The organism is Faecalibacterium prausnitzii (genome assembly GCF_003287405.1).
GTDB lineage: Bacteria > Bacillota > Clostridia > Oscillospirales > Ruminococcaceae > Faecalibacterium > Faecalibacterium intestinale.
In genome coordinates this window covers 16641-31848 of the sequence record NZ_PRLD01000020.1, presented here as the reverse complement: position 1 = coordinate 31848, position 15208 = coordinate 16641, and the positions used below count along the sequence as shown (strand labels likewise).

Sequence of the window (15208 nt, the reverse complement as noted above, 5' to 3'; positions counted from 1 at the left end):
AGGTCGATGGCGAATACGTCCAGAAAATCCAGATTTTCTACCGCTTTATCGGCCCATTGGATGCCATCGAGTAACAAAGTCAGAAAAGTCACCTCCGAGAACTATCCTACAGACGCAGGGCGCGAGGGCGAAGCAATTTTCCGCCGTGTGTATGCTCTTGCCGGAAGCAAACTCCCCATCAAGCGGTTGTGGATCAGCAGTATGGAGGATGCTGCCATCCAGCAGGGCTTTGAAAACCTGAAAGATGGTGCGGCCTACGACAACCTGTTTGCAGCGTCCGAGTGCAGGGCAAAAGCAGACTGGCTGATTGGCATGAACGGAACCCGCGCTTTTACAAAAAAGTACGGCAGAAAGCAGACCATTGGCCGGGTGCAGACCCCGACGCTGGCGATGCTGGCCGAACGGCAGGCCAAAATCCAGAACTTTGTAAAAGAACCCTATTACAAAGTGGAACTGTCCGGTGCGGGTGTCGTGGCGGCATCGGAACAGATGGCGCAGGAGCAGGATGCCGATACCATGCAGGCTGCTTGCGATGGTCAGTGCGCCGTGGTTGGCAGCATCGAACGCAAGAGGGTAGAAAAGAAGCCCCCGAAGCTGTATGACCTGACGACCTTACAGCGAGAAGCAAACCGCTATTACGGTCTGACCGCCAACCAGACCTTGCAAGCATTGCAGGAACTGTATGAAGAAAAGCTGGTGACATACCCCAGAACAGACAGCCAGTTTGTGACTGAGGATATGCGCAAGACGGTGGAATCTCTGGTGCTGGCCTTAGATGGCGCGGCGGCAGATGTAAGCTGCGTTATTAACAACAGCAAGGTCACAGACCATCATGCGATCCTGCCGACGATGCAGGGCGCAAAGTGTGATAAGGAAAAGCTGTCCGAAACCAAACAGAAGATTCTTTCGCTCGTTATCTGGAAGCTGGTGCAGGCTGTACAGCCGTCGTTCATCTACGAAGATGTTCTGGTGACGGTATGCTGTCAGGGACAGAATTTTACAGCGAAGTATAAGAACGTTCTGCAGCCCGGTTATACGGCAAAACCTGTTCCGCTTGTGGAGCCGGAGAAGAACAAGGATGCGTCACTTCCGAACGATCTGGAACAGGGGATGGTTATTCCGGTGGTACGGGCAGAGAAAAAGCAGGGCTTTACTTCACCGCCGAAAGTCTACACCGAAGATACCCTGCTGTCGGCCATGGAAACAGCAGGCAACAAGGAATTTGAAAAGGACACTGAGAAGAAAGGCCTGGGAACCCCTGCAACGCGCGCCGCGATTCTGGAAAAGCTGGTATCTTCCGGCTATGTGCAGCGCAAGGGCAAACAGATGATTCCCACGGAGGACGGTGTGGCCGCGATCCGCAATATCCCGGACTACCTGAAATCTGCCAGCATGACAGCCGAGTGGGAAAATGACCTGCTGCTGATGGAGCGCGGCGAAATCAAGCCCCACGATTTTATGCAGGGCATCCATGGACTGCTCGATAAGATGCTGGCTGACCTCCGGCAGATTCCTACCGTCGCGGCAGCTCCCCATCATAATAAGGTAAGCGTAGGAAACTGCCCGGTCTGCGGAAACCCTGTACATGAGAGTAAGCTCAGCTTTTGTTGTGCAGACCGCAGCTGCAAATTTGCCCTCTGGAAAGAAAGCAGATACTTGGCCAATATGAGAAAAACACTGGACAAGAAGATGGCGGTAGACCTTTTGAAGAAAGGCCGCACCCATGTAAAAGACTTTTATTCCGCGAAAAAAGATAAGACATTCGCCGCTGACCTTGTGATGCGCGTCGAAGAGGGTCGCGCACAGTACAGTCTGGAATTTCCCAAAACACCGATGAAAACGAAAACGTAAAGGAGGTTTGACCCTTGCCACAGATTAACGATATTCGAGAATTGGCGCAGCAGAACGCCCGGTATGTCAGTAACTCGCCACAGGACTGGATGAGTTATCTGGATGTGGCGGCGCGGCTGTATCGCTATTCGTTCACCGATACACTCCTGATCCACGCGCAGCGGCCCGATGCAACCGCCTGCGCAGAACTGGAACTCTGGAATCAGAAAATGAGCCGATGGGTCAACCGTGGCGCAAAAGGCATCGCGCTTCTGGATGATACCGGACCCCGTACCAAGCTGCGGTATGTGTTCGATATTGCTGACACCCATCTGGTGCGCGGCGGAAAAACACCGCTCTTATGGAATCTGGACAGCCACGAGCATGAGCAGACGATCTTAGACCATCTGGCAGATACCTACGGCCTGTTGCAGACAGACAGCATGAATACTGCCCTGCTGGAACTGGCACAGCAGCTGACCGCCGATAATCTGGATGAAGCGATGGACGGTTTGGCCTATGAGGTGGCGGATACTTTTCTGGAAGAACTGGACGAAGATAACATCCGTGTCCGCTTCAGGGAACTGATGACCAACAGTATTTTCTATACGCTTTCTCGTCGCTGCGGGCAGGAGCCTATGGATGTGCTGGACGATGATGACTTTATCCGCATCGTGGATTTCAACAAGCTGCCGGTGCTGTCGTTCCTTGGCAACGCGGTTTCCGAACAGTGCGAAGCGGTTCTTTTTGACATTGGCCGAGAGATGCGGAAAATTTACAAAAAAGAAATCACGCAGCAGCTTGAAAAATCCGTTGACAGCTTGTATAATACCAATACGGACTTTAGCACATTAAAGCACGAAACCGAAGAAAACACGACCAAAGGAGGACAAGAAAATGGAGTTGACGTATTACCGCAAGGGAGATTATCTGTTCCCGAATCTGGCCGTGAAGGACGAGCCGCAGACCATCGGGAAGTACGGGATGCTGCGCAGGACGTACCTGAAAGAGAACCGCAAGAACTGGTATCAGAGTATGCTGATGAGCGGCAGACTGAACCAGCATCTGGCGGAGATCGAGGAAGCAGCGGAGAGCCGGGTGGAAACGCTGCTGGACAGCCTGAACGAGAAGTTCCCGGCACCGAGCAAGGAGAAAGACCCGCTGGCATGGGCAGCGCACCAGAACAACCTGACGGCGATGGCAGAGGAGATCGTCTTGAAGGAATTGGTGTACAATTAACCGAAACGACAACGGAACAGGATTTGAGCGAAGCAGAGGAAGAAATTGCCTCTGCTTTTTCTTTTCCCGATCTGCCCACCGTGGAACAGCAGATCCGCGCCATCGAAGAACCGATCCGGGCGCGGTATGCGGACGAGATTGCGCTTGATCCCGAAGTGGTCGATGAAATTCTGCGCACGGGCAGCAACCGCAGCAAGGGTCAGCTGCGCTTGATCTACAATTTCATGGTTGAGAAAACCACGGAAGAATACACAGAGTTCGTGAAAAACGAATATGGTACGGGCGGCAAAGGCTTTGAAATTGGCGGTACAAAGTATGCGATCTGGTTCGATGATTTAGGGCTGCGCATTGCAGCAGGTGATACGGCAAAGGGCGGCACGCTTGTCAATGCGTTTTTGTCGTGGGAGGATGTGAGCAATCGTATCCATGAACTGCTCCGGCAGGGTGAGTATGCTCCGCAGGCGGTTCTGGATGCTGCACGGCAGAATGCTTTGCAGGAACACGCGCAGACATTGGCTTATATGGAACGCGATTTGGCAGATGGCGTTGCCGAAGCAGTGTTTCAGGATACAGAAATCTTCAGGGGCGGTTTCCCGGAACTGACAGACAGGCTGGCAGGCTTGCTGGATGATACGGATTTTCTGACTGACCTAAACGACAGATTATCTGCGCTGGGGGAAGCCTATGCCGAAGATAAAGACCTGATGCGGATGCACTTTTATAAGCCGGATAAAGTAGCGGCTCTGTTCCAGCAGTTTGCAAAGCCTTATCAGAACTACTCGGCGCGAGATGGCTTTCACTGGAATGAGTACAAGAAGTTCATTACGGAAGATGAAATAAACGCTTATTTCACGCGGGGAAGCAATTATTCGGACAGTCGGCTGGCAATCTATTCGTTCTTCCTGAATCATGAGGACAAAAAAGAGCGGGCTGACTTCCTGAAAGAGCATTACGGGATCGGCGGCAGCAGCCATGCACTCTGCGGGGCAGACGATTCTCACGAAGATCACGATGGCAGGGGTATTGCTTTGGAGCGTGGCTCATACGGAAACCCGTATGCCAGCGTTCATCTGAACTGGAATCAGGCCGCAGGCCGAATTGACCGGCTTATCCGTGACAGTGAGTATTTGAAGCCGGCAGACTACTCCCGGATGCCTGCTTATGAGCGCGAGCGGATGGCAATGCGGGTGATGGGATTCTATCACCATCTGCCGAACGACGTGGAGCGGCCTTATCCGCAAGACCTTTACCATGAAGAAGGCCGAAAGGCTCTCGCCGAAAAGCTGGCAGACCCTGAACAAGCAGCGGAACTTCTGGAGCAGATGGACACTGCACTGCTGTCCGTGTCGCTGGATTCGGAAGAATATGAGCGCAAGGCAGAATTCCTCTCTATCCTGCACCAGTATGTCGAGGGAACGTACACAATCTTCCCGGAAAAGAAGAGGGCTGTTGAGATTGCGGTTCCTGAACAGGGGCAGATGTCCATGTTTGACTTCATGGAGCAGGAGCCGCAATCGAAAGAGCAGTCAACCGCCGCAGCGGTTGAGAAACCCCAAAAAGATGCGCCTCTTGCAGATGAAAAGTCTTCGGAGCAGACGCTGCAGCCCCTGCCACTGGATGCCGCCAACGAGTATAACGCGCTGAAAGAGCGTTACCCGGATGCGCTGGTCGGCTACGAGCAGCACGGTAACTTTGAGTTCTACGGCGAGGATGCAAAGCGCGTTTCAGAACTTCTTGGCAGCAAGCTGTTGGAAAAGGAAACCGCACTCGGCAAGGTTGAGGTATCTGGTTTTCCGCGTGAACAGTGGGTTTCACAGGCAATGAAGCTCTGGAAGCAGGGGGAGAGTGTCTATCTGTCCGGCCAGCAGGAAGATGGAACCCATGCCCAAACGAAATACTTCCGCAGAGAGGAATATCTGCCTGTTAATACCACCATCGAACTGGACGATAGAGAGTTCCGTGTGGATTCGGTGGACTTTGGAAATGGAACGGTCAGTTTGCAGGACATGACCCTTGCAAAAGAAGCCCGGTATCCGATTTTCCGAACGGAACAGCTGGAGTACATTCGGCATCTGTACGAACAGGCAGATGTACCGATGGAAGAAGCGGTGGAAATCACAGTCTTTACGGCTCTGCACAATGCGGGTGTGGCCTACGAGGATTTCTCCCCGGAGCAGATGGATGTGATCTATTCGGTGGCAGAAGCAGGCGGCGAGTTGGAAGAACTTCTGAATCCTGACTTCCCGCCAGAACAGATGCAGCTGATCGCAGATGTGCAGAACCGAACGGATGCCATCAGCCGTGCAGTAGCAGAGGAAGCCCTTGAACCGCTGACCCAGCAGCCTATGACCCCGGCAGAGGTCAACCATGCACGGCGGCAGCACAATCTTCCGCTGGACAGTGGAGCAGAAACAGAACAGCCTGCACAGCCCAAACAGAAACCTATTAACTTCCGCATTACGGACGATGATCTCGGCGCAGGAGGGCCGAAAACAAAGTATAAAGCCAATGTGGAAGCCATTCGGGTGCTGCAGACACTGGATGCAGAGCAGCGGCAGGCTACCGCAGAAGAGCAGGAGATACTTTCCCGGTATGTGGGCTGGGGCGGCATTCCGCAGGCGTTCGATGAAAACAACGCGGAATGGTCGAAAGAGTATGCCGAACTGCAGTCCCTGCTCACGGTAGATGAGTATAAGGAAGCCCGTGCCAGTACCCTGAATGCGTTTTACACTTCTCCTACGGTCATCAAGGCGATGTATGAAGCCCTGGGCAATATGGGATTGTCCAAAGGCAACGTGCTGGAACCATCCTGTGGTGTCGGCAATTTCATGGGTCTGGTGCCGGACAGCATGGAGAAGATTCGGATGTATGGTGTGGAGCTGGACAGCATTTCGGGCCGCATTGCACAGCAGTTGTACCAGAAAAACAAGATTGCGGTGCAGGGCTTTGAAACAATGTAGTTCCCGGACAGCTTCTTTGACTGTGTTGTGGGTAACGTACCGTTCGGCAATTACAAAGTACCGGACAAGCGATATGACCGCCACAATTTTCTCATCCACGATTATTTTATTGCGAAAAGTCTTGACCTTGTGCGTCCGGGCGGTGTGGTAGCGGTGGTAACGTCCAGCGGTACGATGGATAAGAAGGATTCCTCTGTCCGTGAGTACCTTGCCAACCGTGCCGATCTGGTCGGCGCAATTCGTCTGCCGAACAATGCGTTTCAGCGCAATGCCAACACGAGCGTGGTTGCTGACATCCTGTTTTTGCAGAAGCGTGACCGTGCAGCGGTAGAGCGGGCAGACTGGGTAGACCTTGGCGAAACACCGAAAGGCTACTCCATTAACCAGTATTTTGCGCAGCATCCTGAAATGGTGCTGGGGGAGATCACCACCGAAAGCACGCAGTATGGCAAGCAGGAAACAACGGTCAAGCCCATCGAGGGTGCAGACCTTGCTCAGCAGTTAAAAGAGGCGGTCGGCAACATCCAGGCTACCATCACGGAGCCGGAAATCTCCGACGATGAACTGGATGTGCAGGAAGAACCCATTCCGGCAGACCCAAGTGTGAAGAATTTCAGCTTCACGAACGTGGACGGACAGATTTACTACCGCGAAAATTCCTTTATGAACAAGGTGGAACTGCCTGCCGTGACAGCAGAGCGAGTGCTGGGCATGATCGCTCTGCGGGAAACCACCCGAAAACTGTTGGATTGTCAGCTGCATGATGGCTCGGATGCGGAAGTACAGCTTTTGCAGAATGAACTGAAACAGCAATACATCGCATTTAAGGCGCAGTATGGCCTGATCAACAGCACCGCCAACAAGCGGGCGTTCCGACAGGACAGCAGTTATTGTCTGCTGGCATCGCTGGAAATTCTGGATGAGGAGAAGAATCTCAAACGGCTGGCCGATATTTTTACAAAGCGCACCATCCGTAAGCCGGAACCTGTTACCTCAGTGGACACGCCCAGCGAAGCCCTGGCACTTTCCATTGGAGAAAAAGCAAAGGTGGATGTGCCGTTTATGGTGCAGCTCTGCGGTAAACCGGAACAGGAGATCACGGATGAACTGGCAGGTGCGATTTTCCGAAACCCTATGACACAGCAGTGGGAAACCTCGGATGAATACCTGTCCGGCAATGTTCGTGAAAAACTGGCCACAGCAGAAACCTTTGCTGCAAACCATGCAGAGTATCAGATCAATGTGGACTACCTGAAACGGGTACAGCCCAAGGATTTGGATGCTTCAGAAATTGAAGTACGGCTGGGTGCGAACTGGGTAAAACCGGAGTACATCACGCAGTTTATGAAGGAAGTGTTCAAAACACCGAACTACTATGCCGGGATTGACATTAAGGCATCCTATTCCGAAATTTCTGGTGCATGGAACATTTCGGGCAAGTCGCTGGATCGCGGCAATCCGCTTGTCACCAACACTTACGGAACCCTGCGCGTCAACGGCTATAAGCTGCTGGAAGATGCGCTGAACCTCCGGGATACCAAAATCTACGATACGATTCACGATACGGATGGCGACCACCGTGTGCTGAATAAGCAGGAAACCATGCTTGCACAGCAGGCGCAGGAATCCATTCGGGAAGCGTTTAAGCAGTGGATTTTCAAAGATTTAGATCGCCGCGAGGATTTGTGTGCGACCTATAATTGGATTTTCAATGCGATTCGGCCCCGTGAGTACGATAGCAGTCATATCCGCTTCGAGGGCATGACCCCGGAAATCTCTCTGATGCCGCACCAGAAAAATGCGGTAGCGCACATTTTGTACGGCAACAATACGCTGCTGGCACATTGCGTGGGCGCAGGCAAGACCTTCCAGATGATCGCTGCCGGCATGGAGAGCCGCAGGCTGGGCTTATCGCAGAAAAACCTCTATGTGGTGCCGAACCATCTCACAGAGCAGTGGGGCGCAGATTTCCTGCGGCTCTATCCCAATGCCAATGTGTTGGTGGCAACGAAGAAGGATTTTGAACCCAGCAATCGAAAACAGTTCTGCTCCCGGATCGCAACCGGCGATTACGATGCTATCGTGATCGGTCATTCGCAGTTTGAGCGAGTGCCGCTTTCCCCGGAACGGCAGAAAGCTATTATCGAGCGTCAGATCGACGACATTACGCTGGCTCTGGCCGATGCCCGGAGTGAGAACAGCCGCAGTTTTACGGTCAAGCAGATGGAAAAAACAAAGAAAACGCTGGAAGCAAAGCTGCAAAAGCTGAACGACCAGACGAGAAAGGATGATGTGGTCACATTTGAGGAACTGGGGGTTGACCGCCTGTTTGTGGACGAGTCGCATTTCTATAAAAATATGTTCCTCTACACAAAAATGCGAAATATCGCAGGTATCGCCCAGACCGATGCACAGAAGTCCAGCGATATGTTTGCAAAGTGTCAGTATCTGGACGAACTGACAGGCGGCAAGGGTGTGACCTTTGCAACTGGAACCCCGGTCAGCAACTCGATGGTGGAACTGTACACCATTATGCGGTATCTCCAGTATGACACCCTGCAGAAGATGGGACTGAGCCACTTTGATGATTGGGCGGCGTCCTTTGGTGAAACCGTTACGGCAATCGAGCTTTCCCCGGAGGGAACGGGCTATCGCGCGAAAACACGCTTTGTCCGGTTCTTTAATCTGCCGGAACTGATTTCCTTGTTCAAGGAATCGGCAGACGTGCAGACGGCGGATATGCTGAACCTGCCTGTGCCGAAAGCGGAGTACATCAACGAAGTGCTGAAACCGAGCGAGACACAGGAAGAAATGGTGAGTTCCTTTGCAGACCGTGCCGAGGCTGTACGCAACGGTAATGTGAATCCCAGATTCGATAATATGCTCAAGATCACCAACGATGGCCGAAAACTGGCACTCGACCAGAGGCTTATGAACGAGATGTTGCCGGACGAGCCGGAGAGCAAGGTCAATCGCTGTGTGGACAATGCGTTCAAGGTTTGGGAAGAATCGGCCCCGGATAGGGGAACACAGTTGATTTTTTGCGATTTATCAACACCAAAAGCTGATGGTACATTCAACGTCTACGATGATGTGCGGGAAAAGCTGGTGGCGAGAGGTGTTCCCCGTGAAGAAGTGGCGTTCATTCACGAGTACAACACGGAAACCAAAAAGGCAGAGCTTTTTGCAAAGGTGCGCGCCGGACAGGTGCGTATCCTGATGGGGTCTACGCCGAAGCTTGGCGCAGGAACCAATATTCAGGATCGGCTGATTGCCCTGCATCATCTGGATTGTCCGTGGAAGCCGTCTGACCTGGAGCAGCAGGAGGGACGTATTCTCCGGCAGGGAAACCGAAATAAGCAGGTGAAAATCTATCGTTACGTCACTGAAAATACGTTTGATTCGTATATGTGGCAGATTCTGGAAAATAAACAGAAGTTTATAAGCCAGATTATGACATCCAAGTCGCCTGTCCGTGCCTGCGATGATGTGGACGATACCGCGCTGTCCTATGCCGAAATCAAGGCACTGGCAACGGGCAATCCCTACATCAAGGAAAAGATGGACTTGGATATTCAGGTCAGCAAACTGAAACTGCTGAAAGCTAATCACACCAGTCAGATTTATAGCTTGGAATCGGATATTGCGCGCCGCTATCCGCGAGAAATCGCTGTGGCACAGGGACAGATCGAAGCACTGAAAACCGATATGGAAGCGGCAAAACCGCTTCTGGTGCAGGACAAAGACCACTTCTCTATGGAGATCAGCGGCAAGGTGTACACCGAACGCAAGGAAGCGGGTGCAGCCATCATTGAGGCTTGCAAGGCTTTGAAAGCGGCTGGCACCGAGGGAAGGATTGGCAGCTACGGTGCGTTTGAACTGCATTCCCGGTTTGACAACTTCGATAAGGTGTTCCGGCTATCCATCAAGGGCGCATGGAACTACTCTATGGAAGTCGGCAAAGACCCGCAGGGCAACATTCTGCGTGTTACCAATGCACTGTCTGGCATCGAAAGAGCATTGCCGCAAGTGGAACGCAGACTGGAAACCTTGGAACAGCAGTTGGCGCAGGCAAAGGAAGAAGCCAAGCGACCCTTTGTGCAGGAAGCGGAACTGGCAGAGAAATCCGCGAGACTTGCAGAGCTGAATTCACTGCTCAACATGGACGAAAAGGGCGGTGAGGATGCGCTGGGAGTGGACGAGGATGCAGCCGAAACCGAAGTTGCAGACAGGCCGCGCCAGCCTGTGAACTATGCAGGCCGCGTTGCAGAGCGCACTGCGGACAATGTGCGGAAACCCTCTGTGCTGGCGCAGCTTCATGCAAAACAGGCAGAGCGCAGCGCAGAACCGCAGAAATCCCAGAAGCGGAAAAGTCACGATATGGAACTGTAAATAGGATAACCCCGTTAGATCTCTGCAAGGAATCTAACGGGGTATTTTTGAAAAAGGAGGGCATTTGCTTACATTAACACCGATCAATCTGAAAACGGCAAACGCATTTGTGCAGCAGTATCACCGCCACCATAAACCGACGCGGGGGCATAAATTCTCCATCGGCGTATCGGACAATGGCGCGTTGGTGGGTGTTGCTATCTGCGGCAGACCTGTGGCGCGGCGGCTGGACGATGGCTATACGCTGGAAGTCAACCGTCTGTGTACAGATGGAACACCGAACGCTTGCAGCATCCTGTACGCGGCGGCATACCGTGCAGCGCGGGCAATGGGCTACAACAAAGTTATCACCTACATTCTGGATACGGAAAACGGGGCATCCCTGAAAGCTGCCGGGTACACCTGTGAAGGCAGGGCCGGAGGCTTGGAATGGAACGGTGCAAAAGCACCAAAACAGGCCGACCAATATCCGCGCCAGATGAAAACACGATGGGTCAAGAAAAAGGAGGGCTTGCATGGCAGTTGACCGCAAACAGCAGATGAAAGAAATCACGGAACGGCTGGAGCAGGGTGTAAAGGACATTTTTACTTCGGAAATGTATACGACATACCTGCGCACGATGGCAAAATTCCACAATTACAGCTTCAACAATACGCTGCTGATCGCTATGCAGCGGCCTGATGCCACACTGGTGGCAGGGTTTAACGCATGGAAGAATAAGTTTAACCGTTACGTCAAAAAAGGCGAAAAGGGCATCCAGATCATTGCTCCGGCTCCCATCAAGGAAGTGGAGGAGCGCGAGAAAATCGACAAGAATACGGGTCTGGCTGTGCTGAACGAAAACGGTGAGCCGGAAATGGAACGTGTGGAGTATGTGATTCCGCGTTTCCGCGTAACAACGGTCTTCGATGTTTCGCAGACCGATGGTGAACCGCTTCCGGAACTGGGAGCGCATGAACTGACGGCCAGCGTTAAGGACTATGCGCTGCTTACGGCGGCAATCGAGCAGGTATCGCCTGTGCCGATTCGGTTTGATGAAATCGAAGTGGAAGCCAAAGGTTATTATAGTGATGCAGACAAAGAAATCTGCATTCAGGTCGGCATGGGCGAGAGCCAGACCATAAAGACGATGATCCATGAAGTTGCTCATGCGATGCTGCATAACAGCGATTTCATGAAGCAGCACGGCGAAGAAAAAGACAGGCTCACGAAAGAAACCGAAGCCGAAAGCATCGCATTTACGGTCTGCTCGGCTCTGGGCATTGACACATCCGATTACTCTTTTCCGTATGTGGCAAGCTGGGCGAGCGGCAAGGAGATGAAGGAACTGAAAGATTCGATGGATACGATTCGATTGACAGCAGCCGATTTTCTGGAAAAATTGGAAGCGGCAATCGCAGAAAGGAGCGCAGAGCGCATGACCGCAATGCAGTATGCGGAAAAGCTGATTGCCGACAAGGAGCAGAAAAAGACAATTTTTGATGATGAGCAGAGAAATCTCATCGTGAATTTTGCTTTTAAGCTGGATGATCGGGCAGCAACGGAAGAACTGGTGAACGCTCTGGCGGCTGCACTGGCCGAGGATGACAAAGAAGAAGTCAACCGTCTGATGTACGATGCACAGGAGAAAATCGAAAATCTCCCGGATGGGATGATTGGTCTTGCAGAAATGCACGACTATGGCTACCGGAAAGATGATGTACTGCCGCTGACGAAAGAGGGCGCACGAGAGTGGCATCGGCTGGGTGAGAAAATCTATCCGCTGTTCCGTGATGGTACGGCAGGTGATTATGCAAGCCAAGAGGGAATCGAGCAGCACGATGGCATTTTCGGCATTAGGGCTGACGCATGGGATGCGATTCTGCTGGAACAACGGGAAGATTATGCAGAGGACGAGTATGCGCGCCCGGATTTTCAGCTGACAGTAATAAACCGTGAACAGGCTCTACGGCTGTATGACGAGGGTAAGCAAATTTATCTTGTCCGCATCAGTCCGTGGCCGATTCTTGTCACGGCGCGAGAGGAAATCGAGCGCGGAAGTGATACCTTCCAGATTGCAATAGCTGACTTGGAACAGGAACGGAACATGACAGAACAGGAAAATATGCTGCTGTATGGCAGCAAAAATCAGTTCGGCATTTATCAGATCACAGAACGTGACCCGGAACGCGACTACCGTTTCATGGGGCTGGACTATGTGCAGAAGAAAGGCATAACGGTTGCTCGTGCAGATTATGACCTGATCTATACCGCGCCGCTTACGGAAAAGGACACGCTGGATGGCATTTATGAACGGTTCAATATCCAGCGTCCGGCAGACTTTACGGGTCATTCGCTGTCGGTCAGTGATGTGGTGGTGCTCAACGATGGCAGTACAGTCAAAGCCTACTATGTGGACAGTATTGGATTTGCTGAACTGCCGGAATTTTTCAAGGAAAGGAATATAGATTTGCAGAAAGAAAACCTTTTGAACGAAGAATTGCAGGAAATCGAAATCTTTGATAAGCCCGGTCTTTTCAGCAATGGCCGACTGCGGGATGAAGATGTGCCGGAGGGCTTATATCGCTATGATCTGCGCGGCTCGGACTATGACCCAGGCCAGCCTGTCACTGTGGAGAAAACCGTAGTAGTGAACCATGCGGCATCTGTCCTGATGGCCGAAGAACTTGACCTTGGCGCAGAGGGACGGCTGGAACTTGGCGAGGAAGGGCTGAACTTCACGGGCGCAGAGTTGACCGTGCGAGAGTTTATGGAGGAACAGCAGAAAAGAAGTGGTCTGATCCACGGCGATTCCGACCACATCGCAGTCGAGGGGCATATCGGCACATGGTATGCTGTTGATGAAACGGAAATTGGTGGCGAGAAGTTCTTTCTGCTGGAGCATGAGGAACACGGTGACATGGCGGCCTGCGTTGCAGTCAATGAGCAGGGCAAGCTGGTGGCAGAGGATTTGTGGAACGGCTTCGATGATGATTTTCTGGACGCGGTAAAAGAGTATCTTTCTGAAAAATGGAATATGCCGCATAAGGATGATGTGGTGTCGGAAATCATTGAAAAGGCTGTGCCTATGCCGGACAACAGCGCACAGGACTATTCGGATGTGCCTGTCTATTATGAGCCGTTCAGCTATGCCAAAGAAAATGACGAGGTGGATTTATACCGTACATCCTATCGGATGAACAGCGAGTGCAAGCAGGCAATCCATGAAGCGATTGCGGACAACTATGACGGGATGCATCTTGGTGATGATGCAGTGAATCAGGTCGTGCGGCAGTACGGCATGGAACGCGTGGGGTACATTCTGGCGAATACCCTGCGCTACAAAAACTATGATGGCCGCTTTTCTGCCAGCAATCAGGAATGGGCAGAGCAGGTCGGCACCCCGGAAAATAACGCGAGAATTATTAAATTTCGAGCAGATTGGGTGGTTGACAGTCATCCGGCTGTTTTGGATGGTTTTGTGACGATGTACCGGGATGAACTGGAAGCGCAGAAAAAGCTGGAGCAGGAGCAGCCATTTGTAAAGCAATTCTATGTAGTCGAGAACCGGCAGGCTGTTCCGCTTGAAATTAAGCGGTTTGGCAATCTGGACGATGCAATGTCGCAGTATCAGGCACTTCCTAGCCACTACATGAAAGCTCTGGGCGTGGAGAAAAATCCTGATCCGCTGCCGGGGGTGCTGGATGTTCTGCAATGCAAGAACGGCATTGACACCATCGTAGAGGACTACAAAACGGTTCCGGGCTGGAATAACCCGTATATCCAAAATCATGTTGTGCAGCCGTTGCAGGGAGCCTTGGCTGTGCAGGATGTGGAGCTGGCCTATGAATTGCCAGATGCCTATTTCCACATCCAGACCTGTGACGATGGCTTCGACTATACCTTATATAATAAGGACTTCACGGAACGGGATGGCGGCATCCTTGAAACAGATGGAGATAAGTCTGTGCAGGATGCTATGACGGAACTGCTGACAGAGTTTGGCTGTGATGCAGCAGAGGGCAGGGTCATGGACGCGGCAGAGCTGCGGGAACAGGACGATACGGTGGCTGAACAGCAGGCAGAAGTTTTGAAAGAAAAGCTCGCCGCAGAAAGACCTGCGCCGGAGGAAACACTCAGCTTTTATGTTGCGGAGTGTTTGGAGTTCACATTTGCAGGAGAGTTCCACGACCATCTGACAATGGAGGAAGCGTTGGAAGTCTACGATAAGATTCCATCCGAACGGATGAACGCCAACAAGTGCATTGGATTCTGCATTGAGGAAAATGGCGGCTTTGTTGGAATGTATGAATTGGTCGTGGACGATAAAGTGCAGCGCGAGAACATCAATTCCATCAACTATTTCAGGGATGATAAGCTGGTGCAGCAGGCTATTTCCGACATGGAAAAGCTGATGGCGGCACGGCAGCAGAGTAAGGAGCAGGAACGCAGCAACACGAAAAAGTCTGTTCTGGATGCCCTGCGCAGTCTGAAAGCCAAAAAGCAGGAGCAGCCTGCACAGGAACAGGACAAGCCGAAGAAAGCAAAAAAGAAAGGGATGGAGTTATGAGTAATGTGCGTTTTGATGAACTGGAATTGATGCTGATGGCGATGTTTGAGCAGCCGACGCTCAAAGATACGATTCAGGTGTTGACGGAGATCCAGCCGCTTGTGGCAGAGGATGCAGAGATGGCTGCGCTTGTCCAGCAGACCATTCTGAAGATGCAGCAGTTGAATGAGCAGCAGTTCAAGGGGCTGGAGCTGGAATGGCATAGGCCGGAGGAGCCGGAAAAGGAGAAAACGTAAA

General features: G+C 52.1%; 4 protein-coding genes and 2 pseudogenes. All 6 read left to right on the top strand.

Annotated elements, in window-relative coordinates:
• The first annotated feature begins 201 nt into the window (after positions 1 to 201).
• The 6 genes and pseudogenes from C4N24_RS13740 (at position 202) to C4N24_RS13715 (ending at position 15207) form a co-directional block, all read left to right on the top strand.
• A complete protein-coding gene (locus C4N24_RS13740; RefSeq protein ID WP_181573107.1) occupies positions 202 to 1851 on the top strand; it encodes a type IA DNA topoisomerase in 1650 nt (549 codons plus the stop codon).
• 89 nt (positions 1852 to 1940) lie between these two features.
• A pseudogene (locus tag C4N24_RS15885) lies at positions 1941 to 4964 on the top strand (hypothetical protein); the annotation flags it as partial.
• A 552-nt stretch (positions 4965 to 5516) separates the two neighbouring features.
• Positions 5517 to 10421 (top strand): annotated as a pseudogene (locus C4N24_RS13730) (Eco57I restriction-modification methylase domain-containing protein); the annotation flags it as partial.
• Positions 10422 to 10485: 64 nt separating this feature from the next.
• A complete protein-coding gene (locus tag C4N24_RS13725) occupies positions 10486 to 10947 on the top strand; it encodes an XF1762 family protein (RefSeq protein WP_112091873.1) in 462 nt (153 codons plus the stop codon).
• A complete protein-coding gene (locus C4N24_RS13720; RefSeq protein ID WP_112091872.1) occupies positions 10937 to 14971 on the top strand; it encodes a DUF3849 domain-containing protein in 4035 nt (1344 codons plus the stop codon). Before C4N24_RS13725 ends, C4N24_RS13720 begins: the two co-directional genes overlap by 11 nt.
• Positions 14968 to 15207 (top strand): transposon-transfer assisting family protein, encoded by a 240-nt coding sequence (locus tag C4N24_RS13715; RefSeq protein WP_112091871.1) that lies wholly within the window; start codon positions 14968 to 14970, stop codon positions 15205 to 15207. The genes C4N24_RS13720 and C4N24_RS13715 overlap by 4 nt, the downstream gene beginning before the upstream one ends.
• Position 15208: the final 1 nt, after the last annotated feature.